Raw genomic sequence first — 23690 nt, 5'->3', positions numbered from 1 at the left:
TGGACCGAGTTGCCTCAATCGCGAGCAAGCTCGCTCCCACAGGTATTTGAGTCTGCCTGAATTTTGTGTTCAAAACCGGTTCATTGTGGGAGCGAGCTTGCTCGCGATGGGGTCGGAACAGACACCGGAAAATCTTCAATCCGGAATCGGCAGAGTCAGGCTCTCTTTCACCTCTTCCATCACGATGTAACTCTTGGACTCGCGCACGTGGGGCAGCTTGAGCAGGATGTCGCCCAGCAATTTGCGGTACGAGGCCATCTCGGAAATCCGCGCCTTCACCAGGTAGTCGAAATCCCCTGACACCAGGTGGCACTCCAGCACGTGGGGCAATTTCAGCACCGCACGCCGGAACTCTTCGAAAGTATCGCCGGATTTGTAGTCCAGGCTGATCTCGACGAACACCAGCAGACTACCCTTCAGATGCTGCGGATTGAGCCTGGCGTTGTAGCCCATGATGATCCCTTCGCGCTCCAGACGCCGGACCCGCTCGGTACAGGGCGTGGTCGAGAGCCCGACCTTTTCCCCAAGCTCGGTAAAGGAAATCCGCCCGTCCGCTTGCAGGATCCGCAGGATGTTGCGGTCGATCTTGTCCAGCTCACGTTTGGTCTGAGTGTTGGTACGCATAGGGGATGCGCCTCCGTGAAAAGGGTTTTTGCCGAGAATTGTCGCCAAATATAGGCGCTTATATAGTGAAATGCACTGGCAAATCTTTTTTACACTGCGCACATCTGAAGCTCTGAATAACAAACGTCAGCGGTTAGCCGCGATGAGGGATATGAAAATGCGCGTCATGGTCTTGGGTAGCGGCGTCATCGGTACCACCAGTGCTTATTATCTGGCCCGTGCCGGGTTTGAAGTGGTGGTTGTGGACCGGCAGCCGGCCGCTGCCATGGAGACCAGTTTCGCCAATGCCGGGCAGGTCTCGCCGGGTTATGCCTCGCCGTGGGCCGCGCCGGGCGTGCCGCTCAAGGCCATCAAGTGGCTGTTGCAGCGCCACGCGCCACTGGCGATCAAGGCCACGGCCGACATCGACCAGTACCTGTGGATGGCACAGATGCTGCGCAACTGCACCGCCAGCCGTTACGCGGTGAACAAGGAGCGCATGGTCCGTCTGTCCGAGTACAGCCGCGACTGCCTCGATGAACTGCGTGCCGAAACCGGCATTGCCTACGAAGGCCGTAGCCTTGGTACGACCCAACTGTTCCGCACCCAGGCTCAACTGGACGGCGCCGCGAAAGACATCGCCGTGCTGAAAGAGTCCGGCGTGCCGTTCGAGTTGCTCGACCGCGAAGGTATTGCCCGCGTTGAGCCGGCGCTGGCCAGCGTCACTGACATCCTCGCCGGTGCCTTGCGCCTGCCGAACGACCAGACCGGCGACTGCCAGATGTTCACCACCAAGCTCGCCGAGATGGCCGCGAACCTCGGTGTGCAATTCCGTTTCGGCCAGGACATTCAACGCCTCGACTTCGCCGGTGACCGCATCAACGGCGTATGGATCGACGGCAAGCTGGAAACCGCCGACCGCTACGTCCTGGCGCTTGGCAGCTACTCGCCGCAACTGCTCAAACCACTGGGGATCAAGGCGCCGGTGTACCCGCTCAAGGGCTACTCCCTGACCGTGCCGATCACCAACCCGGCAATGGCCCCGACTTCGACCATTCTCGACGAGACCTACAAGGTCGCGATCACCCGTTTCGACAACCGCATCCGCGTTGGCGGCATGGCGGAGATCGCCGGTTTTGACCTGTCGCTGAACCCGCGCCGGCGCGAAACCCTGGAGATGATCGTCAACGACCTTTATCCTCAGGGCGGCAATCTGGCCGAAGCGAGCTTCTGGACCGGCCTGCGCCCGACCACTCCAGATGGCACGCCAATCGTAGGCGCCACACCGTTCAAGAACCTGTTCCTGAACACCGGTCACGGCACGCTGGGCTGGACCATGGCCTGTGGCTCCGGTCGCTTGCTGGCGGACCTGATGGCCAAGAGAAAGCCGCAGATCAGCGCCGAAGGCCTCGATATTTCCCGTTATGGCAACAAAACCCAGGAGTCTGCTAAGCATGTCAGTCCAGCGCCAGCTCACCAATGAGCGCATGAGTCAGATCGTCACCCATAACGGCACGGTTTACCTGGCCGGACAGGTGGGCGACGACATGAACGCCGGGATTGAACAGCAGACCCGTGAAACACTGGCCAACATCGAGCGGTTGCTCGATCTGGCCGGCACCGACAAGCACAATCTGCTGTCGGTGACGATTTACCTGAAGGACATCGACGCGCATTTCGAAGGCATGAACGCGGTGTGGGACAAGTGGCTGCCAAAAGGCGTCGCTCCCGCCCGAGCCACCGTTGAAGCGAAATTGTGCGAACCGGAAATCCTGGTCGAGCTGTCGGTTGTCGCCGCTCTGCCATAAGCCTGTCAGAAAAGATCCCTCTCCCGGTGCTGTTGGTGGTTAACGCTGTCAGCCAGCACCGGTTTTTCTTCCCGATAACCCGACCAGAAGTCTGCCGCCATGCGTCCTGCCCGTGCCCTGATCGACCTTCAAGCCCTGCGTCACAACTACCGGATCGCCCGTGAACTCACGGGGGTCCGTGCCCTCGCGGTGATCAAGGCCGATGCCTATGGCCATGGCGCGGTGCGTTGCGCCCAGGCGCTGGAAGCCGAGGCGGACGGGTTTGCCGTGGCCTGCATCGAAGAGGCGTTGGAGCTGCGGGCGGCGGGCATTCGTGCGCCGGTCCTGCTGTTGGAAGGCTTTTTCGAAGCCGACGAGCTGGCGCTGATCGTCGAGCATGATTTCTGGTGCGTGGTGCATTCGCTGTGGCAGCTCGAAGCCATCGAAAAAGCCGCGTTGAGCAAGCCGATCACCGTGTGGCTGAAGCTCGACTCGGGCATGCACCGGGTGGGCCTGCACCCGGCGGATTATCAGGCGGCCTATCAACGGCTGCTGGCCAGCGGCAAGGTCGCGAAAGTGGTGCTGATGAGCCACTTTGCGCGTGCCGACGAACTGCACGAACAGGCCAGCGCGGAGCAGGTGGCGGTATTTGAAGCGGCACGCAAGGGCTTGTCCGCCGAGGTCAGCCTGCGCAACTCGCCGGCGGTGCTCGGTTGGCCGCAGATACCGAGTGACTGGGTGCGCCCAGGCATCATGCTCTATGGCGCCACGCCCTTCGAAGAAGCCAACGAAGTGGCATCGCGGCTGCAACCGGTCATGACCCTGGAATCGAAGGTGATCAGTGTGCGCGAGTTGCCGGCTGGCGAGCCCGTCGGTTACGGCGCCAAATTCATCACCCCCAAACCGATGCGCATTGGCGTGGTGGCCATGGGTTACGCCGACGGCTACCCACGTCTGGCACCGACCGGCACGCCAGTGCTGGTTGCCGGGCAGCGCAGCCAGTTGATCGGCCGGGTATCGATGGACATGCTCTGTATCGACCTGACCGATGTGCCGCAGGCCGGTCTCGGTTCGACCGTCGAGTTGTGGGGCAAAAACATCCTCGCCAGTGATGTGGCCATGGCTGCCGGCACGATTCCTTACCAGATCTTCTGCAACCTGCGCCGAGTGCCACTGCTCTATTCCGGGGCTTAGTGAGCAGGGCTCCAGACCGGAAGTCGCCTCGCTGAGCAGGATTCAGGTCAAGGTGTTGTAAATACTGAACGCTGTCGCCATGATAACGCTCAATATTCCAACAATCTGAATCCTGGAGGCGCAAGCTTTGGACGTCGGTGAACGACTGCAATCCATCCGTAGGCTCAAAGGCCTTTCCCAGCGTGAGCTCGCCAAACGGGCGGGGGTCACCAACAGCACGATTTCGATGATCGAGAAGAACAGCGTGAGCCCTTCGATCAGTTCGCTGCGCAAGGTGTTGGGCGGGATTCCCATGTCCATGGTCGAGTTCTTTTCCGAAGAAATCCTGCAGGAAAAACCGACCCAGATCGTCTACAAGGCCAACGAGCTGATCGATATTTCCGATGGTGCCGTGACCATGAAGCTGGTCGGTCGGGCACACCCGAGCCGGGCCATCGCCTTCCTCAATGAAATCTATCCGCCAGGCGCCGATACCGGTGACGAGATGCTCACCCATGAGGGCGAGGAAACCGGCATCCTGGTCGAAGGAAAACTGGAACTGGTGGTCGGTCTCGAAACTTTTGTCCTCGAAGCCGGCGATAGCTACTACTTTGAAAGTACCAAGCCACACCGTTTCCGAAATCCGTTCGATGCGCCTGCGCGACTAATCAGCGCAGCCACACCAGCGAATTTCTAAGAAAAGAGGCGTCCTGCCAGCATCGCAGAGGTGCCCGGGCTGTTTTTCCGTCGCGACCTAAGACCCCTCCGACTTTGGGGTTGTTTCAGTGCGGCGGGCTTACCGCTATACTTGCGCCCGCCTGCGAACCGTGGCCGTAGGCGTGACTAGCCACCATTGAGGGTGAACGCGTGAACCTAATTATGAAAATGCTGGCTGCACCAGCAACCGTATTGGCCCTATGGGCTGTCAGTGTCAGCGCTCAGGCTGCGACCAACGACGATATTGCCAAACGCCTTGAGCCAGTCGGCCAGGTTTGTGTTCAGGGTAAAGAGTGCAAGGGCATGGAAGTGGCCGCTTCCGCTGGCGGCGGTGGTGGTGCGAAAACCCCGGATGAAGTGATTGCAAAGCATTGCAACGCTTGCCACGGTACAGGCCTGTTGGGCGCGCCGAAAGTCGGTGATGCCGCCGCTTGGGGCGAACGTGCCAAGAAAGAAGGTGGTGTTGACGGCTTGCTCGCCAAGGCGATCTCCGGCATCAACGCGATGCCGCCAAAAGGCACCTGCGCCGATTGTGCAGACGCCGAGCTCAAAGGCGCCATCCAGAAGATGTCCGGCCTGAAATAAGGCGCCGCATCGTTCGCAAAAAACCGTCCCAGGACGGTTTTTTTGTGCCTGCAATTCCGCGCTGACCCTTGTAGGAGCGAGCTCGCTCGCGATGGTCGTCAACGATAACGCTGGAAACCTGGCACCCCGCGGTGCTCTCAGGTTCTTCGCGAGCGAGCTCGCTCCTACAAGGTCTTTGTGGCGGCCGATTGGCATTAACGGACTGTTCATTGCAGCAAAGACCCGGCAAGCTCGGTCCAGGCTCAAGTCATGGAAAGCGAGGGGTGATCCGATGGTTCAGCTGTGCTCTATCGAACAGGCAGTCGATGACGTCTTGGCACGGTTGCCGGCGCATATCCACATGGGCCTGCCCCTGGGGTTGGGCAAACCCAATCACTTCGTCAACGCGCTGTATCAACGAATCGCACAGTTGCCCGAGCGACGACTGACGATCTACACCGCGTTGTGTCTGGGGCGTCCACCCTTGGGCGATGGTTTGCAAAAGCGATTTCTAGAACCCTTTGTCGAACGTGTGTTCGGCGATTATCCGGAGCTGGAGTTTCTCGCCGACCTGCGTCGCGAGGGTTTACCGGGCAACATCCACATCCAGCAGTTCTTCATGCAGCCTGGCAGCCTGCTCAACAGTGCTACGGCGCAACAGGATTACGTCAGCAGCAACTACAGCCATGCGGCCCGGGACATCAACGCCGCCGGGTTGAATCTGGTGGCGCAACTGGTGGCCAGCCATGCCGAGCATCCCGACCGCTTGAGCCTCAGTTGCAACCCGGACATCACCCTCGACCTATTGCCGATGATCGCCAAGCGCCGCGCCGCCGGAGAAACCATCCTGATGGTCGGCCAAGTACACAACGATCTGCCTTACATGCCCGGCGATGCGGAACTGGACATCGACACCTTTGACCTGCTGATCGATGAGAAGGACAACACCACGCTGTTTTCCACGCCAAACATGCCGGTGGGCTTTCAGGACCATTTCATCGGCCTGCACGCCAGCACTCTGGTGCGTGACGGCGGCACCTTGCAGATCGGCATCGGTTCCATGGGTGATGCGCTGACGGCAGCGTTGCTGGCGCGGCAAGCCGACAACGACGGATACAGGGCTTTGCTGGCAGACGTAAACCTCAGCCACTGGGCGCAACTGATCGAGCGCGAAGGCGGCATCGAGCCCTTCGCCAAAGGCCTGTATGGCTGCAGCGAAATGTTCGTCAACGGCTTGTTGGTGCTGGCCGATGCCGGGATCGTGCGGCGCAAGGTTTATCCGGACGCGGCGACCCAACAGCAGGCGAATGCCGGCACCCTCGACGAGGCTGCGCAAACCGATGGCATCTCGGTGCACGGCGGATTCTTCCTCGGGCCGCGCAGCTTCTATGAACGCTTGCGTGAGTTGCCGCAGAGCAAGCGGCTTGAATTCAACATGACCCGCATCAGCTACATCAACGAGCTCTACGGCCAGGAAGAACTCAAGCGCTTGCAACGTCTCGATGCGAGGTTCATCAACACCGCGTTCACCGTGACCTTGCTCGGTGCCGCGGTGGCGGATCAGCTCGAAGACGGACGTGTGCTCAGCGGCGTAGGCGGGCAATACAACTTCGTGGTGCAGGGGCATGCGTTGCAAGGCGCGCGTTCGGTGTTGCTGCTGCGCAGCTGGCGTGAGTCTGGAGGCGACGTCAGCTCGAACATCGTCTGGGAGTATGGTCACTGCACGATTCCGCGGCATCTGCGGGACATCGTGGTCACCGAGTACGGCATCGCCGACCTGCGGGGCAAGACCGATGCGGCGGTGATTGAAGCACTGTTAAATATCAGCGACTCACGTTTCCAGTCGGGGCTGATCGCGCAGGCACAGAAAGTCGGCAAATTGCCCAAGGACTTCCGTCTCGATCCGCGCTTTACCGATAACAGCCCGCAGCGTTTGCAGGAGATTCAGGCGCGGCATCCGCAGCTATTTCCAGAGTACCCACTGGGTTGTGATTTCACCGAGGTCGAGCGGGATGTGTTGCGGGCGCTGAACTGGCTCAAGAGCAAGTTCAAGCTGAGCGAGGTGCTGGAGTTGGGCAAGGCAGCGCTGGATGCGCCGGAGCCTGCGTTGTTTCCAGAGCATCTGGAGCGCATGCAGTTGGCCAGTCCGGAAGGGCTGAAGGAAGACTTGTATCAGCGCTTGCTGCTCACAGGCCTCAAGGCGACTGCGCAGTAACTGCCCCCCCCCCAAAACAACTGTGGGAGCGAGCTTGCTCGCGATAGCGGTGTATCAGTCAACGAAGATGTCGACTGACGCTATGCAATCGCGAGCAAGCTCGCTCCCACAGGGGGATGTGCAGTGTGGCCTTTATTCGATGAAGGTTACGACGCCACCGGCCAGCGACTTCACACGCGCCAGGGACTCTACGCGATAACCCTGCGAGTCCAGCTCTGCACGACCCCCCTGGAACGACTTCTCGATAACGATACCCAGGCCTGCCACGGTGGCGCCGGCCTGTTTGATGATCGAAATCAGTGCCTGGGACGCCTTACCGTTGGCCAGGAAGTCATCGATGATCAGCACGCGGTCGCTGCTGGTCAGGTGGCGCGGAGAGATGGCCACGGTGCTTTCGGTCTGCTTGGTGAACGAGTACACGGTCGCCGACAGCAGGTTTTCGGTCAGGGTCAGGGACTGGTGCTTGCGGGCGAAGATCACCGGCACGCCCAGGTTCAGACCGGTCATGATCGCCGGGGCGATGCCCGAGGCTTCGATGGTGACGATCTTGGTGATGCCCGAATCCTTGAACAGCGTGGCGAATTCGTCGCCGATCAGCTTCATCAGGGCCGGGTCGATCTGGTGGTTCAGAAAGGCGTCGACTTTCAGGACCTGGTCGGAAAGCACGATGCCTTCTTCGCGAATTTTCTTGTGCAGGGCTTCCATGAAGCTGTCCTCTGTTGGCGCCTTGTGCGCCCTAAGGTTTTAAAAAAGTGGTCAATTCTAGCGCTTTAACATCGCGCGTATATCCGCCAATGCGTTGTTGCCTCGCACGGCTTTGACTTCAGTCGGTGTGTCGTCGTTGCCTTCCCAGGCCAGGTCGTCCGGCGGCAACTCATCGAGGAAGCGGCTCGGCGCGCAATCGATGATCTCGCCGTACTGCTTGCGCTTGGCGGCGAAGGTGAAGGCCAGGGTCTGGCGCGCACGGGTAATGCCCACGTAGGCCAGGCGACGTTCTTCTTCGATGGTGTCGGCTTCGATGCTGGAGCGGTGCGGGAGGATTTCCTCCTCCATGCCCATGATGAACACGTAGGGGAATTCCAGGCCCTTGGACGCATGCAAAGTCATCATCTGCACGCCTTCGGCGCCGTCTTCCTCTTCCTGCTGGCGCTCGAGCATGTCGCGCAGGACGAGTTTGCCGATGGCGTCCTCGACGGTCATCTCGCCTTCTTCGTCTTTTTCCAGGGTGTTCTTCAGCGCCTCGATCAGGAACCAGACGTTACCCATGCGGTAATCGGCGGCCTTGTCGCTGGAGCTGTTGGTGCGCAGCCAGTTCTCGTAGTCGATGTCCATGACCATGCTGCGCAGGGCCGAGATCGGGTCTTCGCCGGCGCACTGCTCGCGCACCCTGTCCATGAAGCGCTTGAAGCGCGACAGGCGATCGGTGAAGCGGCTGTCGAGATGCTCGCCCAGGCCGATTTCGTCGGTGGCGGCGTACATCGAGATCTTGCGTTCGGTGGCGTAGTTGCCCAGCTTCTCCAGCGTGGTCGAGCCGATCTCGCGGCGCGGCACGTTGATCACCCGCAGGAAGGCGTTGTCGTCGTCCGGGTTCACGATCAGGCGGAAGTAGGCCATCAGGTCTTTCACTTCCTGACGTCCGAAAAAGCTGTTGCCGCCGGACAGGCGATACGGCACCTGGTGGTGCTGCAACTTCAGCTCGATCAGCTTGGCCTGGTAGTTGCCGCGATACAGGATCGCGAAATCGCTGTACGGGCGGTCGGTGCGCAAGTGCAGGCTGAGGATTTCCATGGCCACGCGCTCGGCTTCGGCGTCCTCGTTGCGGCACCGGATCACGCGGATCTCGTCGCCGTGGCCCATTTCACTCCACAACTGTTTTTCGAATTCGTGGGGGTTGTTCGAGATCAGTACGTTGGCGCAGCGCAGGATGCGGCTGGTGGAGCGATAGTTCTGCTCCAGCATCACCACTTTCAAGGACGGGTAGTCGTCCTTGAGCAGCATCAGGTTTTCCGGACGTGCGCCGCGCCAGGCGTAGATCGACTGGTCGTCGTCGCCCACCACGGTGAACTGGTTGCGTTTGCCGATGAGCATTTTCACCAGCAAATATTGGCTGGCGTTGGTGTCCTGGTATTCGTCCACCAGCAGGTAGCGCACCTTGTTCTGCCACTTTTCCAGGATGTCGGCATGTTCTTCGAACAGCTTCACCGGGAGCAGGATCAGGTCGTCGAAATCCACCGCGTTGAACGCCTTGAGCGTGCGCTGGTAGTGGGTGTAGACGATGGCAGCGGTCTGCTCCTTGGGGTTGCGCGCGTTTTCCAGGGCCTGGGCCGGCAGGATCAGGTCGTTTTTCCAGGCGCCGATCATGTTCTTGATCTCGTCGACGCCGTCGTCGCCCGAGTATTCCTTCTGCATGATGTCGGTCATCAGGGCCTTGACGTCGGTCTCGTCGAAGATCGAGAAGCCCGGTTTGTAGCCCAGCCGCACGTGTTCCTTGCGGATGATGTTCAGGCCCAGGTTGTGGAAGGTGCAGACCGTCAGGCCACGACCTTCGCCGGCGCGCAGCAGGGTGCCGACCCGTTCCTTCATCTCGCGGGCGGCCTTGTTGGTAAAGGTCATGGCGACGATGTACTGGGCGCGGATGCCGCAGTTCTGGATCAGGTGCGCGATTTTGCGCGTGATCACGCTGGTCTTGCCGGAGCCAGCACCGGCGAGCACCAAAAGAGGGCCGCCGACGTAGCTCACGGCTTCTTGCTGCCGGGGATTGAGTCGGGACATAGGTAAATTCAGGAGTCAGTCACGAAATGGGCCGGCATTTTAACAGGCTCAGCGAATTGTGCTGCTCTGTCCGACTTGTGACGTACCACGCTATCTGTAATTGCCGGTTTTGTTACTTTCACGCAGGATGCGCAACGAATTTGCGGCTAATGTTCGTAATTCCGGATACAAAGGTCTCGTTTTGCTCACCGATGTCATTGTCATTGGTCATCGGAACGGCATAATGCCCGTCGCCTACATCTTTGCAGAGTCTAGGGAGCTAGCTTGTCTACGCCTGTCGAACCCTTGCGTTTGCTGCTACTGGCCGAAGAGCCAGCGTGGGCAGCGTTGTTGCGCGAGTGTCTGGCTCCTATGGGGAGCTCGGTCGTGCTCATCAGCGCGCCGAGTTGGGAGTCGGTCAGCAGCCTGTTCGATGACAACCGCAGCGCGGTGTTATTGACCATCCCGCAACTTCAGCCGGCGCCGGGCCGTTGCAGCCTGCCGACGGTGTTGTTGCTCGACCATGAGCCGCTGATCCCGCCCGACGGTGTGAGTGACTGGTTGGTGCGCGATCATCTCGATCCCGGCATGTTGCGCCGTTGCCTACGCCATGTGCGCGAACGTGGCGTTCTGGAAAACACCCTTCAACGTCTGGCCGAGCAAGATCCGCTGACCGGCATCGCTAACCGCCAGGGCTTCCAGACTCTGCTGACGGCGCGCCTGGCGGAAAACGACGGTCGCGGCCTGGCCCTCGGTCATCTCGACCTCGACAACTTTCGTTATGCCAACGACGCCCTCGGCCATCAGGCCGGTGATCGCCTGATCCTGCAAGTGGTGGCGCGGCTCAAGAGTCAGCTTGAGGCCGGCGATCAACTGGCGCGCCTGGGCAGTGATGAATTCGCTCTGCTGATCGACACCCGTCGTGCTCCCCAGCGTGCCGAGTGGATGGCCGAGCGCATCAGCGAAGTACTGGCCGAGCCTTATTGGGTCGATGGCGAAAGCCTGTTGATCGGTTCCAGCCTGGGCATTGCCTACGCCCGGGCCCAGGCTGGTGCGGATCCGCTGATGTGGCATGCGCACATCGCCATGCAGCAGGCCAAAAGCACCCAAGGCTGCACCTTTCACATTTTCAACGAGCGCATCAACCGCAATGCCCGCAGCATCGCCGACCTCGAAACCGAGCTGCGTCGGGCACTGCGCCGCGATGAGCTGGAGCTGCATTACCAGCCACGGCTGAACCTCGAAGACGGGCAGATCGTCGGCCTCGAAGCTTTGGTGCGCTGGCGGCATGCTGAGCGCGGCTTGCTTCCACCGAGTGAATTCGTGCCGCTGGCCGAGCAAAGTGGTCTGATCGTGCCGCTGGGCTACTGGGTAATTTCCCGGGCCTTGCGCGACATGCAGGCGCTGCTTGAGCTGGGTTTGCCACCGTTGCACATGGCGATCAACCTGTCGTTCCGGCAGTTCCAGGACAGCCAGTTGCTTTCGACCCTCAGTCGCCTGATTGCCGAGCGCGGTGTCGAGGCGCAGTGGCTGGAGTTCGAACTGACCGAAACCGCCGTGATGCGTCGCAGTGATCTGGTCAAGCAGACCATGGACGCCCTCGGGCGCCTCGGTGTGCGCTTCTCCCTCGACGACTTCGGCACCGGGTTCTCGTCGTTCGTGCACCTCAACAGCCTGCCGATCACCTTGCTGAAGATCGACAAGAGCTTTGTCGGCGGCATGGAGCAGCGTGAGGAAAACCGCAAACTGGTCCACGCGATGATCAACCTGGCGCACAACCTCAACCTCGAGGTGGTCGCAGAAGGCGTGGAAACGCCGGAGCAACTGGATCTGCTGCGTGGGTTTGAATGCGATCAGGTGCAGGGGTATTTGATCAGCAGGCCATTGCCGCTGGCCGAACTGGTGGAGTATCTGACGTTTGGCAGCAATCAGCAGCCGATGCTGGAAATCGGCTGAGGTTGCCACAGAGCCCTGTAGGAGCGAGCTTGCTCGCGATAAACCCGAGAACGCCGCGGGGCACCTGCCAACCAGCGTTATCGTTGACGACCATCGCGAGCGAGCTCGCTCCTACAGGGGGCTCAGTCAGGCTGAGCAACCTCGAAACGCTGCACTGACGTCGTGTCGCGCTTGATCATCCGCTTCATCTTCCACTCAAATCCCAGCGTCAGGCTCACCGCCGCACACGCCAGCCCCAGCGCCAGGCCCCACCAGACGCCCGTTGGCCCCCAGTCCAGGTGGAACGCCATCCACCACGCCGCCGGTGCGCCAATCAGCCAATAGCAACCCAGGCCGACCAGGAAAGTGGTCTTGGCATCCTTGAGTCCGCGGATACAGCCCATGGCAATGGTTTGCGTGCCGTCGAACAGTTCGAACCATGCCGCCACCGCCAACAGGCTCACGGCAAGGTTGATGACATCGCGAAACGCCGGGTCGTTGTGGTCGAGGAACAGGCCGACCAACTGGTTTGGCAATAGCCAGAAGACCATGGCGAAACACAGCATCGCCGCCGCCCCGAAGGCAATACCGACCCGCCCGGCCAGCCGCGCATCCAGCAATTGCCCGGCGCCGTAGTGCTGGCCGATGCGCATGGTGATCGCATAAGAAATCCCCGCCGGGACCATGAACGCCACCGAAACGATTTGCAGGGCAATCTGATGAGCCCCCAGCTGTGTGCTGCCCATGGTGCCCATGCACAGCGCGGCGAAGGCAAACAGCCCGACTTCCACCGCGTAGGTGCCGCCAATCGGCAGGCCCAGACGCCACAGCTCCTTCAGGTACTGGCGGTTCAGCCGCGACAGGCCCTGGCGCAGCGGATAGGCCTCATAAGCCGGATGCCGACGAATGTGCCACGCCAGCGCAAGTGCCATCAGGTTGGCGACAATCGCCGTGACCAGCCCGATGCCCGTCAGCCCCAGTTTCGGCAGGCCGAACATGCCGGTAATCAGCGCATAGTTGAGCAGGAAGTTGGCGACCGTACCGCCAACACTGATGACCATCACTGGCGTTGCACGGCCAATGGCGCTGGTGAACCCGCGCAGGGCCATGAAGCTCAGGTAGCCGGGCAGGGCGAACGGCAGGAAGATCAAAAACTGCCCGGCTGCGTTGACGTTGCTTTCAGTCTGGCCGAACAGCAGCAGCACCGGTTTGAGGTTCCACAACAGCAAACCGGCGACCAGCGCCATCAGCCACGCCAGCCACAACCCGGCCTGGGTCAGTCGAGTTGCCCCGACAATATCACCGGCACCTTGACGGATCGCCACCAGGGTGCCGACCGCCGCAATCACGCCGATGCAGAAAATCGACACGAACGAGTAGGTCGCCGCACCGAGCCCGCCACCGGCCAGGGCCTCGGGACTCAGGCGCGCCATCATCAGGGTGTCGGTGAGGACCATCAGCATGTGCGCCAACTGCGAGGCAATCAACGGCCCCGCCAGCCGCAGGATGGCCCAGAGTTCAGTACGTGCTGGATGCTGCATGGTCATCACGCTCGATTATCAAAGGGAACAGGAAAGCACCGATTCTCGGCGCTCTGCACGGTTTTCACAAAGGGATAAAAAGGATGGATGGCATGATTCAAACTCATGCTGGAGAGTTTCTGCTAGGGTAGGCGAACCCCGCAGTAGGAGCTTTCCCAATGTCCCGTCGTCTTCCTCCCTTGTATGCCCTGCGCGCATTCGAAGCGGCGGCGCGGCACAGTTCGTTTACCCGCGCGGCCGAAGAGCTGTCGATTACCCAAAGTGCGGTCAGCCGGCATATTCGTACGCTCGAAGAGCATTTTGCCTGCCGCTTGTTTCATCGCAGTGGCCGCAACCTGCAACTGACCGAGTCGGCCCGTTTGCTGTTGCCGGGCATTCGCGAAGGCTTCACCGCCCTGGAGCGGGCCTGCAATACCTTGCGCGCCGAAGACGACATCCTGCGCATGAAAGCTCCGTCGACCCTGACCATGCGTTGGTTGCTGGCGCGCCTCAGCCGCTTCCGTCATCTGCAGCCGGGCAACGAAGTGCAATTGACCAGTGCGTGGATGGACGTCGATTCAGTGGATTTCAATGACGAACCGTTCGACTGCGCCGTCATCCTCAGCAATGGGCATTTTCCACCGGACTGGGAGGCGACTCTCCTGTTCCCCGAAGAGCTGATTCCGGTGGGCGCGCCGAATCTTCTGAAGGATCAACCATGGGACGTCGCGCGCCTGGCCAGTACCGAGCTGCTGCACCCGACACCGGACCGCCGTGACTGGCGCAACTGGCTGGAGCGCATGGGCCTGACCGATCAGGTCTCGCTCAAGGGCGGTCAGGTGTTCGACACGCTGGAACTGGGCATGATTGCAGCCGCCCGTGGCTACGGTGTGTCCATGGGCGATTTGCTGATGGTCGCGGAGGATGTCGCGCAGGGACGTCTGAGTTTGCCGTGGCCGACAGCCGTCGCCAGCGGTGAGAATTATTTCCTGGTCTGGCCGAAAACCCGCCCCGGAGGCGAGCGTTTGCGCCGCCTCAGCGATTTTCTTTTGGGTGAGGTTCGGGCCATGGAGCTACCGGCGGTCGAGCACTTGAGATGAATCATCGCAGGCAAGTCGGATCAGTCCCCAAGCTAATCGCACTTGGCATTGCTGGACACTTCCTTGCTCGCCTGTTTCAACAGGTTACCCAACTCAGCCGCATTGGTGCTGTTGTAAACCCGACCTCCGGTGTTTTCAGCGATACAGCGTGACGGGCCGCCAGCACCGATTTTCACCACGTTGACCCGCAGGCGCGGTTGTTCCCTGGCGATTCGACGGGATACCGCGCAAACGTCCTGCCCGCAACCGTCTTCACCGTCGACGAACATCACGATCACCGCATCGTTATTGCGCCCGTCGACGGTACTCGCCGCGTGGGCCAGGCTGTCGGCCAGCGGTGTGCCGTCGTCGGGAACCAGGCCTCGAATCCCGTTGATCAGCCGCGGGCGGTCGCCGAACTTGAACAAACCCTGGTCCGGTGTTCTTTCGCAGCCGGCGAAGGTGATCAGGCGTGTGTCGATCTTCGGGTCCAGCCCGTTGATCATGCCGGCCAGCGAGTCCTTGGCGACGTCCATGCGGCTGGGTTTGGCGGTAAGCCGCATGGTGCGGTTCGGGTCCAGGAGCTTGTTGATGTCAGGACCGAAGAACCAGTCCTCGTCGGATTTCACTGACTTGATGTTCAAATCCATCGAACCCGAGGTGTCGAGCACCACCACGAACTGCGGGACCTCTGACTTCGGCGCTGTTTTGCGGCATGCGAAGTTGTCCAGCGTCGGGGCGGGTGGCGGGGCAGCCACTACCGGTTTTGGTGGTGGAACCGGTTTGGGTGGCGGGGTCGGCTTGGGTTCCGGTGCCGGTGCCGGCTTTGGTGGCGGGACCGGCTTGGGTTCCGCTACCGGCTCTGGCGTTGGTTCTGGTGCCGGAACAGGTTTCGGTTCCGGTTCCACGACAGGTTCGGGGACAGGCTCAACTGGTTTCTCAACCGGTTTCTCAACAGGCGTCACTACCGGTGCCACAGGCGCTACAGGCGGAACCACGACAACCGGCTCACGGTGCAGGAACCACCAGAGCCAGAGCGCCAGAAGCAGCAACAGCAGCGCGAGCAAGGCTGCCGCGATCCACCAGCCACGACGCGACGGCGGTAGGACGGGCACCACTGGCGGCACGATCGGTTTGGGCGGACGCTGGTTCCACCGCACCACCAAAGGCTCACCGTTGAGGCTGTAGAGTTTGTCCAGCTCAGGCGTACCGAGCAGGCTGCGCAGGTCATTCGCTTCCGTCGTTTGACCGCGTTTTTGCAGTTCATCCGCCAGCTGTCCGAGGGACGTCTGACGCACTTCATAGGTCTCCAGCAAACGTCGTTGCGCGTCCTCGTTGAGATCGGCATAAGGCGTGGGTTGGCCACCCAGTTCGGTCCACCATTCCAGCACGTCGCCGCTGCCCATCCGCGGGATAGCAAACAGACTGGCGACGGTCGGCGGAAAGTGTTTCTGGATGAGGGCGACTTTGGCTTGCAGCGCACTCATCCCCTCCGATGTGGCTTGCGCATCCCTGATGACCCGCTGCATGACGACGATTCCTGAAAAAGTGCAGGCATCCATCGGGACGCTTGCGGGGTGAAAAGTTACTCTTCGTAGCCGAGGCTGAATTGCAGCTGATTGACCTTCTTCTGCAACGTTTTCAGCTCTTGCTGCTTGGCCGCGAGTGTCGCGGGTGTTGATTTGGCCGTTGGCGCCGCTTGCGAAGCCTTGAGCTGCTTCTCGAGGTCGGCAATCTGCTTCTGCACCTGGGCCTCATTGCCACGCCGAGCCTTGAGCGAGGTCAGCAGTTGCGCCAGCGACTGATTCAGCGCCGCCTGGGATTTCTGCTGGCTGGCCAGATCGGTCTTGGTGCTGAGCTGCTGGGCCTGAATGTTCTCGTACACCTGACGGAACATTGCGTTTTGCTGTCGGGACTCGCTCAGGGCCAGTTCCTTCTGCTTGACCTGATCGCTGTAACCACCGGAGTAGTCACAGTTCATCTTGGTTAGCAGGCTGCTGTCGCGATTGGTTGCATCGCATTCGCCGGGCTGGGTCGCGCAACCGCTCAGGGCCAGGACGGCAGTGATGACCATTAGTTGTCGTAGCGTCATGTGCTTAACCCAGGGTGATTGCGGAGCGTTGGCTGTACAGAGCGTCGACTTCCTTCTGCAGGCTGACGACTTTCTGGTTCATTCTCTGAATGTTCATGTCCACCTGTCGGATCTCGGCGCTGGTGCCTTGCGAACGCTCGGCGTCTGCCACTTTTCTGTACTCGGTGACCTTGGTACGCATGTTGGCAAGGTCTTTGCGCAGGCGTGCGATGTCCGAGTCGATCCCGGCGATTTGCGCCTGAGCCCTGCTCTTGTCGACTTTCTTGTTGGCGATGTCCTTTTTGATCTGGGCAATTTGCGCATTGTCATCATTGATCACTTGCTGAGCGGTCGCAGTCCGGGCGATCACGTTCTGCGTGTCTTGTTCGACGTCGCTGTTCATCTTCGCCAAGCGGGTGGTGGTGTCGGCGTATTGGGCGCGACGTTGATCCAGGTAATAGTTCGCGCCCATGGCCACGCCACACGCGGTAATACCGGCGGCGATGACGCACACGGTTTTGTTGCTGCTGTTGGACAGCGCGCAAGCGAGGATGCCGACACCGGCGCCGACGGCGCAGGCCTGGTAACCGGACTTGCTGAAGAACTCTGCGTCATTGCCCTGGGTCAGGCGCGGGTCGGCACCGTCGCCTTCGCCTTCGCCCAACATGGAGCTGCCGGTGTTGGCGCAACCGCTCATTAGCAGGCTGCCAGCGACTACGAAAGCGATCTGTAGCTTGAAGCGAGTCCAAAGGCTGCGCGACATGGTGAAACTCCTACGTAACGGTGTTGACGCGTTGTTATTGAGTGACGGTTTTGCAGCTGGTCAGCCAGGCTTCAGTGTCGATTTTCTGCTTTTGCAGGAACGCCTTCTGATTGGCCCAGTGGGTGCGCAAGTAAGGTTTGAGGTCTTGCAGCTGTTTGTTGCGGGTGATGATTTCTTCCATCACCGGGACTTGCGATTCAAGCAGTGGCTGGCCGTACAAGGTAGCCGATTCCACCAGGCTGCTGGCGTAGTAGCGGCTGAGTTTGTGCAGGCGATCCTTTTGCTCGTTGAGCTTGCCTTTACGCATGTCGCAACTGGCATCTTTGTCTGCGCTTTCGCAGTTGAGCTTGTAGTTCTTTTGCAGGAAGTCGACGTACTGGCCGTCGTCGAGCATCTTGGTGCACAGGAACGCACCCAGGTTGAGGCTGGCGCGGATCGCCTGGTCGCGGGTTTCTTCCTGCTGCTGGTTGCTGGCGCGCAGCTGGTTCTCCAGGGCCTGGAGCTTTTCCTTGAGCGCTTTGTCTTCGACACCCGAGGCGAGGCTGTTCAGCGATTGTACGGTGCCTTTGTCGGCGGATTCGGTTTCCTTGCTGCCGGTGCCGAGTTTCTTCCAGCTGCTTTCGATGCTGGCGACCCGTTCGCGAGAGGTTAGGGTCGGGGAGACCAGCACCAGTCGCAGGCCGGTGGTCTTGTTTTTCACCTGGCCTTCGGCGTTGTAATACGGCTCTTCCTTACGCAATGCCGTACGCAGGTCGGCCTGGGCGGTCAGGTAGTTGCCGCCACGGACGACATAGCCGCCGGCCTGACCGTGCTGGCGGTCGAGTTTGTTCAGGCGAAACGGCTCGAACATCATTTCGTCGACGTTACCGAGCATGTCATGCAGGCCCAGCGGGTTGGGCTTTTGCAGGCCGGTCAATTGCACTTTGCCGTTGGACGATTGCGCCCCGGCGAACCACTCGTAGGCGTTGATGCCTTCTGGCATCGGGTAGTGCGTGTCGCGGAATTCAGCAGCACCGACTTCCAGCCCGCCGCGCGCGGCGAACTCCCACTCGACCTCGGTCGGTAGGCGCAGGAAACCCTGGGCACCGTCTTCCTTAGGCAGCTTGCCGGCGGCGTTTTTGCGCAGCCACAGGTTGTACTTGTCGGCGGCGTCGATGGCTTGCACCCAGCTCACCGCCGTTTGCGGCAAGCGCATTTTGGTGGCAGCGGTGGGGCAGGTCGCTTCGGTCAGCGCGGCGTATTGCAACTGACTCATCTCGTACTTGGCCATCAGGTAGTAGCGGGACTTGTCGTTCCTGGCCCCGGTAAAACTGCCGGCGATAAAGGTCGGGCGGGTCTGCTCGACATAGCCGTATTCCGCGCCGTCCTGACCGATGTTGATCGGGTAGTCATCCAAGGGACCTGCGACCGGAATGAACACTTTGCGAAACACCATCGAACCTTCGCAGGGCATCGGCAGCACGACGTCGCCAGCCTCGGGCATCGGGTTGTAATACTTCTCTTCCCAGCCCGCCGCCGAGGCGTCGAGCAAGTAGCCGAGGCTCAGGGGTAACAGCAAGCCAAAACGTTTATAGCTCACGCAGACTCTCCGCAGGTTGGATGTTGATGGCTCTCAGCGCGCCGATCATGGCCACCAGGGCAGCGACCAGAAAGGTCAGGAGCAGGGCGGCAACGCCGTGCCAGACCGTGATGTGGCAAACGAAGGTACCGGTGGCCTGGCTGCTGCCGAGCAGGGAGTCGAACAAATGACTGCCCACGGTATAAAACCCCAGCCCGCCCACGTAGCCGGCCAAACTCAGCACCAGCGCTTGCAGGACCACGAAACCGCCGACGGACCTGCGCTTGAAGCCCAGCAGACGCAGGACCGCCAGGCTTTTGCGTTTACGGTCTATGTTGGCCAGGAACGCGCCAACCATGGACGCCACGCAGCCGATCAGTGCCGCCATGGCGATCACACCGAAGATCAACCCCAGCACATGGTTGATGGCTTTGACGTTGTCGATGTCGGCCAGTCGGCTCGACGTTTCGATGTGTTGTTCGTTGAGCCAGTGTTCCAGCGGCGCGACCTGGTCGATGTCGCGCGCATACACGCGGGCGCGGGCATACAGCGGTTGTAGATTCCCCTGAGGCTTGCCGGTGGTAACGCCGAACTCACTGACCTGATAACCGTCGCGAAAGCGCTCCAGATCCAGTAACAGCGGCGGGGCGACGAACCCGGCCGCGCGACCGAAGCGGGCACCTTCGAGCACGGCCAGTACCGTCAGCGTCATCTCGCCGCGTTCATTGACACCTTCCAAGCGGCGCAAGGCCCGTAGCTGCACGCTGTCGCCGGCCTTGGCCTGCAAGCGTTGCGCTGCGCTGGCGCTGAGGATCACCTGATTGCCGACGGGGTTGAGGGACGCCAGATTCAGCTGTGGGTCGCCGGGCTCGGTGGCGATGATTTCCGCGCCTTCGACAAAGCGTTGCATGCCGATCAGCAGGTCCGCCTGGGTATTGAGCGAGCGGGTCTGGCCGAGGGCAAAGCCGGTCTCGGGGCGCAGGCGCAAACGCTCGATCCAGGCTGCGTCGTAGTTACCGTTGCTGAGCATCTTCACTTCAAGGTTGCGCGGGTCGCGCAGCAGTTCGTCCTGCAGCTGGCTGACCACCCCGTGTTTGAGCCCGAACAGCAACAACAACGGCGCGATCACCGCCACCAGGGAAGCGGCGATACACAGCGAGACCTTGCGGTCGTGCCAGAGGTCTTGCAGTGCCAGTGAGCCCAGCAGGCGCAAGCGATCAGTCCATCGGTTCAAACAGAGTCTCTCCCAGATGGTTGATAGCACCGAGTCGCGGCAACCCGAAATCCTTCAGCAGGGCCCAGTCATGGGATACAACGAGCGCACTCAGGCCCATGCTCGACACCAGGCTCAGGAGTAACTCAAACAATCGCCGGGCACTGTGAGGGTCGAGCGCGGCGGTCGGCTCGTCGGCCAACAGCAGCAGAGGTTCATGGGCAATTGCCCGAACGCAGGCGACGCGTTGGCGCTCGCCAATCGACAAGGCCTGGGGTTGTTTGTCCAACAAGCCTTGCAGGCGCAATACGTCAACGGCGTGGTCGATGTGATCGCTCTTCGCCTGCATCCCGAGCAAACGGCGCGGCAGGCTGATGTTGTCTCTCACGCTCAGGAACGGCAGCAAGCCGCCGCTCTGCAAAATGAATCCCAAGTGCCGTGAACGCACCGCTGCAAGTGCAGGCTGATCGTCAGTGGCCAGCAGTTGGGCGATATCCTGAGCGTGCGTCGGGCCCAGCCGGAAGCGCTCGAGTTCTACCGGTGCGAGCAACAGACCGATGGCTTCGAGCAACGTGCTTTTGCCGCTGCCGCTCTCACCCGTGACGGCGAGGATTTCTCCGGCGCCGATCCGCAGGTGCGGCAGTCGCACGTGATGAGCCTGTGCGCCTTCTCCACGGCGCACCAGCAGATTCTTGATTTCGAGCATCGGCGTCTCGTCAGGGCATCATTTCCAGCGGGACGGGGTAGACGTTGTCCCGCGCATCGCTGTCTTTGGCTAAGGCTACCCAACGGTCGACATCGGCGTTGTAACGCTGGTAATGCCGCAGTTTGGTGTTCAGCGTGCGGATGAATTTTTCTTGTGCCAGACCATCCCAGCTCTTCCAGGTCTCTTCATCCAGGTTCAGCACTTCACTCTGATAAGGCAGGTCTTCAAGGTATTCACCGAGCACGCCCATGTCCGCCAGTTTGGCATTGCTGTTCTGTTTGAGCTGATTGGGATCGGCGCCCATGGTCGCCGCCACCGAGCGCAGGCGATTGAACATGTCCGTTGGCGAAATCAGGCCCTCGTTGGCGGCATCGAGAATCTGCTTCATCACGTCGCTCAAGTCGCTGAGCTGTGACTTGGTCAACAGCACCCGCACGTCGGTGGTCGGAATGTTCTGCTTGATCAGGTCGCGGTCGGTGATCCATGCCTTGAACACTGGCGGGGCCTTGCTGTTGGTCCTCTCGCCGAGATAGGCGAGTTGCATGGCGTGGCCGATCAGCGCCGCGTCTTCGAGCATTTTTTTCTCGGCCGGGTCCTGCTTGGCGTTCGCCGCGCTGCCGATGGCGTCTTCGCCCATGTAGGCGGCTTTGACTTGTGTAGTGATCGCTGCGGCCAGTGTGTCGACCTTGCGCCCGAATTCTTGCACATCGCCTGCGTTTACCGGGTAGTACAGCGAAGTGTTGGTACCCGGGTAGGTCGACAGATTCCGGTATTGCGCCTCGGCCTTGGCATGGTCCTTGGCACCGGCCGGGGTTTTCAGGTGCAGCGTGTAAATCGCCACACCCGGGTTGGCGGCTTCGATACGTACCTGTGCAGCGCTCAAGCCGGTCTTCGACAGCTTGTCGTCGCCTTCGATGGCGCCCGCATCGGTGATCAGCACCACGTAGCGTGCGCCGAACTGGCTCCAGTCGACCTTGTCGATGCTCTCCATGACCCCGGCAAACGAGTCTTCATCGAAGCTGCTGCTCGACACGTTAGCCTGTTTGAGGTCTTTGATCCTGGCGAAAAAGTCGGCGCTGTCTTTCACCTTGGTAGGGTCGGCGTACATCTTGGTGGTGTATTCCAGCCCCGGTACTGCCTGGGTGTTGGAGCGGAAAGCCACCAGGCCGAACTTGACCTGCTTGCCGAGGTTCTGCGCTTCGATCTTCTGGTAAACCTTGCGGATCGCCTCGCGGGTGCGGTCGATATAGGGGTCCATCGAGATCGTCGAGTCGATGACAAATACCACGGCCGCGCTGAATTCCTTCAGCTGGTTGGCCTTTTTCTCTTCGGCTTCCTTGCTGCCGGCAGGGCTGTTTGCAGCCCCGCCCTTGGCGTTCTTGTCATCCGGCTTGCTGACGGAGGCCACATTGAGCAGGCGCGTGCGGAAACCGCTTTCGGTCATGACTTCTTCGCCACTGAGCACCGGCAGCAGGTAGAACTGCTTTTGCAGGTCGACGAAGTATTCAGGTTCTTCAGCCAGTACGCCCGGTGCTTGCAGGCCCTTTTTCAGCGTGGCCCGCAGCGGCGCGACTTTGCTGACCGGGTCCGGTGCATCGAGGATGCCTTCGACGGTGGCGCGGTCCTTGAAGAACAGCAGCCGGTCGCGGTTGGCCGGGTTAGTGAAGGCCAGCGTCAGCTGCATCTTCCAGTCGGTGGTGCAGCTGGCAGGCAGCCAGCCAATGGTTTTGCCATAACTGTCGGGACCGACTTTCAGCCATTCGGCATTGTTCGCTTGCGCACGTTCGTACACATAGAAGCGGCTGAAGACCGGTTGTGCTTCACCTTCGGCACCGCCCGCCGTCGAGCTGATTTTGCAGCCCGGTGTGGTCAGCACGCGTTGGAACAGGGTCTTTTTACCGGCCTGGATCAGCGGTTTGTCATCGGCCTGGGACAGTGGGCTGATGCACAGCGCGAGCAAGGCGGCACCGCTCAGCAGGAGTCGACTCATGGGTGAACGCATCACTTCTGCAACTCCTCGAAACGCTGCTTGGCTTCGGCATTGTTCGGGTCCTGGGTGAGGATGGTTTCATACCAGTAGGCGGCGGTGGCGTTGTCCGCAGCCGGGAAGCACTCGCTGGCCTTCAGGTATTTAGGGTCGTATTCACGGGCATAGGCGTTGGCGATCAGCACGTCACCAGCCTGGGCACGGTTGGCGTACAGGCGCTGGGCGACGCCGCAGTGTTTACTGGCCTTGGCCTGGTCGATGATCTCCAACAACCTGGCACTGTCGGGTGCCGCCTTGATGCAGGTCTGGACGAAGGTCAACTCGGGCAGGCTGTTCATACTGTCGAGGGTGCAGGCTTGAGCATTGGCGCCGGCAGGTGCGCTGGCAGTGGCTGCAACCGCAGGCGCTGGGGTGCGTTTGTAGAACCAGAATCCGGCGCCCGCCGCCAGCAACAACACCACAATCAACAGGCCGATCAGACCTTTGTTGCTTTTCTTCACCGGTGCGGGAGGCGGCGTATAGGCGCGCTCGGTGAGTACCGATTCCAACTCCACTTCTGGCTCGGCGGTGGACAGGGTCAGTTCAGGCAAATCCGGGATCTCCGGGATCTCCGGGATCTCCGGTGCCGGTGCGCTCGGCGCCGTCAGTTCGGCACCGCCGTAAGTCGAGCGTGTCTGGCCGCCGGCCGTGGACGGCAGCAAGCCGACGCCTGGCCGAACCACGCCTTTGTCGGCGTGGCCTTGGCTCTGTTCACGCAGTTCGATCTGGAATTGCGAGTTGGCGCCGCCTTCCAGCAGTGGGTCAACCACGTCCGGTCCGACCTGGGTTTCCAAAGCTTCGCCGTTGGCCGCGAGGTTGAAACGCGAGACCTTGAACCAGAATGGATTGTTGCTCCAGGCCTTGTGGTCCTGAAGGTAAAAACCGTCCTGGTTGCGCTGAATGGAAAACTCCAGCTGTTCCTCGTCACCCTGCCATTTCTTCACAGTGAGGCGAGCCTGGCCAGGCACATTGGGCTCTAACGCGAGCAGGTCGACACGAATTGGCATTG

At 60.7% G+C, this 23690-nt stretch carries 20 protein-coding genes; 8 read left to right on the top strand and 12 right to left on the bottom strand.

Annotation, left to right across the window (positions count from 1 at the left end; genetic code table 11):
* Positions 1-135 precede the first annotated feature (135 nt).
* A complete protein-coding gene (locus tag J4D25_RS24715) occupies positions 136-624 on the bottom strand; it encodes an Lrp/AsnC ligand binding domain-containing protein (RefSeq protein WP_007975155.1) in 489 nt (162 codons plus the stop codon).
* A gap of 157 nt (positions 625-781) precedes the next feature.
* Between J4D25_RS24715 and dadA the strand changes: the two genes are divergently transcribed.
* From dadA to J4D25_RS24685, 6 genes are all read left to right on the top strand, one after another.
* Entirely contained in the window at positions 782-2086 is a 1305-nt protein-coding gene (gene dadA, locus J4D25_RS24710) for a D-amino acid dehydrogenase (protein ID WP_057716537.1), read from the top strand.
* Positions 2058-2411: a RidA family protein gene (locus J4D25_RS24705; protein WP_057712756.1), complete on the top strand. Its 354-nt coding sequence runs from the start codon at positions 2058-2060 to the stop codon at positions 2409-2411. Before dadA ends, J4D25_RS24705 begins: the two co-directional genes overlap by 29 nt.
* 99 nt (positions 2412-2510) lie before the next feature.
* Entirely contained in the window at positions 2511-3584 is a 1074-nt protein-coding gene (gene alr / locus J4D25_RS24700; protein ID WP_057712757.1) for an alanine racemase, read from the top strand.
* Positions 3585-3711: 127 nt separating this feature from the next.
* On the top strand, positions 3712-4260 hold the full coding sequence (locus J4D25_RS24695) for a cupin domain-containing protein (protein WP_007975150.1): 549 nt from the start codon (positions 3712-3714) through the stop codon (positions 4258-4260).
* A 182-nt stretch (positions 4261-4442) separates the two neighbouring features.
* On the top strand, positions 4443-4865 hold the full coding sequence (locus J4D25_RS24690; RefSeq protein WP_057712758.1) for a cytochrome c5 family protein: 423 nt from the start codon (positions 4443-4445) through the stop codon (positions 4863-4865).
* A gap of 271 nt (positions 4866-5136) precedes the next feature.
* Positions 5137-7059 carry an acetyl-CoA hydrolase/transferase C-terminal domain-containing protein gene (locus J4D25_RS24685; protein WP_057712759.1) on the top strand — a complete coding sequence of 641 codons (1923 nt, stop codon included), beginning with the start codon at positions 5137-5139 and terminating at the stop codon, positions 7057-7059.
* Positions 7060-7191: 132 nt separating this feature from the next.
* On the opposite strand, the gene J4D25_RS24680 is transcribed toward J4D25_RS24685, so the two are convergent.
* A complete protein-coding gene (locus J4D25_RS24680; protein ID WP_057712760.1) occupies positions 7192-7764 on the bottom strand; it encodes a xanthine phosphoribosyltransferase in 573 nt (190 codons plus the stop codon).
* A gap of 57 nt (positions 7765-7821) precedes the next feature.
* A complete protein-coding gene (gene rep, locus J4D25_RS24675; RefSeq protein ID WP_007989511.1) occupies positions 7822-9831 on the bottom strand; it encodes a DNA helicase Rep in 2010 nt (669 codons plus the stop codon).
* 264 nt (positions 9832-10095) lie between these two features.
* Here rep and J4D25_RS24670 point away from each other — a divergent pair, with 264 nt between their 5' ends.
* Entirely contained in the window at positions 10096-11766 is a 1671-nt protein-coding gene (locus J4D25_RS24670; RefSeq protein WP_057712761.1) for a bifunctional diguanylate cyclase/phosphodiesterase, read from the top strand.
* A gap of 122 nt (positions 11767-11888) precedes the next feature.
* Here the strand turns inward: J4D25_RS24670 and J4D25_RS24665 are convergent, their stop codons facing one another.
* The gene (locus J4D25_RS24665; protein ID WP_057716538.1) at positions 11889-13286 is read right to left on the bottom strand and encodes a NorM family multidrug efflux MATE transporter; all 1398 of its coding nucleotides are present in this window, start codon (positions 13284-13286) and stop codon (positions 11889-11891) included.
* Positions 13287-13444: 158 nt separating this feature from the next.
* Between J4D25_RS24665 and J4D25_RS24660 the strand changes: the two genes are divergently transcribed.
* Positions 13445-14365, top strand: coding sequence for a LysR substrate-binding domain-containing protein (locus J4D25_RS24660; RefSeq protein ID WP_057712762.1), 921 nt, complete (start codon positions 13445-13447; stop codon positions 14363-14365).
* Between the two features lie 32 nt (positions 14366-14397).
* On the opposite strand, the gene J4D25_RS24655 is transcribed toward J4D25_RS24660, so the two are convergent.
* Genes J4D25_RS24655 through J4D25_RS24620 form a run of 8 tightly spaced genes read right to left on the bottom strand, consistent with a single transcriptional unit; the run spans position 14398 to position 23688 of the window.
* A complete protein-coding gene (locus tag J4D25_RS24655) occupies positions 14398-15873 on the bottom strand; it encodes a VWA domain-containing protein (RefSeq protein ID WP_057712763.1) in 1476 nt (491 codons plus the stop codon).
* A 56-nt stretch (positions 15874-15929) separates the two neighbouring features.
* Positions 15930-16436 carry a hypothetical protein gene (locus J4D25_RS24650; RefSeq protein WP_057712764.1) on the bottom strand — a complete coding sequence of 169 codons (507 nt, stop codon included), beginning with the start codon at positions 16434-16436 and terminating at the stop codon, positions 15930-15932.
* A gap of 4 nt (positions 16437-16440) precedes the next feature.
* Entirely contained in the window at positions 16441-17178 is a 738-nt protein-coding gene (locus J4D25_RS24645; RefSeq protein ID WP_057712765.1) for a hypothetical protein, read from the bottom strand.
* Positions 17179-17212: 34 nt separating this feature from the next.
* Positions 17213-18757: an SUMF1/EgtB/PvdO family nonheme iron enzyme gene (locus J4D25_RS24640; RefSeq protein WP_057712766.1), complete on the bottom strand. Its 1545-nt coding sequence runs from the start codon at positions 18755-18757 to the stop codon at positions 17213-17215.
* Positions 18747-19970: an ABC transporter permease gene (locus J4D25_RS24635; protein WP_057712767.1), complete on the bottom strand. Its 1224-nt coding sequence runs from the start codon at positions 19968-19970 to the stop codon at positions 18747-18749. The genes J4D25_RS24640 and J4D25_RS24635 overlap by 11 nt, the downstream gene beginning before the upstream one ends.
* The gene (locus J4D25_RS24630) at positions 19954-20655 is read right to left on the bottom strand and encodes an ABC transporter ATP-binding protein (RefSeq protein WP_057712768.1); all 702 of its coding nucleotides are present in this window, start codon (positions 20653-20655) and stop codon (positions 19954-19956) included. The genes J4D25_RS24635 and J4D25_RS24630 overlap by 17 nt, the downstream gene beginning before the upstream one ends.
* Positions 20656-20665: 10 nt before the next feature.
* Positions 20666-22645: a vWA domain-containing protein gene (locus J4D25_RS24625; RefSeq protein ID WP_057716539.1), complete on the bottom strand. Its 1980-nt coding sequence runs from the start codon at positions 22643-22645 to the stop codon at positions 20666-20668.
* An 11-nt stretch (positions 22646-22656) separates the two neighbouring features.
* On the bottom strand, positions 22657-23688 hold the full coding sequence (locus tag J4D25_RS24620) for a hypothetical protein (protein ID WP_057712769.1): 1032 nt from the start codon (positions 23686-23688) through the stop codon (positions 22657-22659).
* Between the last annotated feature and the right edge of the window lie 2 nt (positions 23689-23690).

The sequence above is a fragment of the Pseudomonas sp. GW456-L13 genome, from assembly GCF_017350115.1.
Classification (GTDB): domain Bacteria; phylum Pseudomonadota; class Gammaproteobacteria; order Pseudomonadales; family Pseudomonadaceae; genus Aquipseudomonas; species Aquipseudomonas jessenii.
Note: the sequence above shows the minus strand (reverse complement) of the source record. Positions and strands in the feature narration are given on the sequence as shown.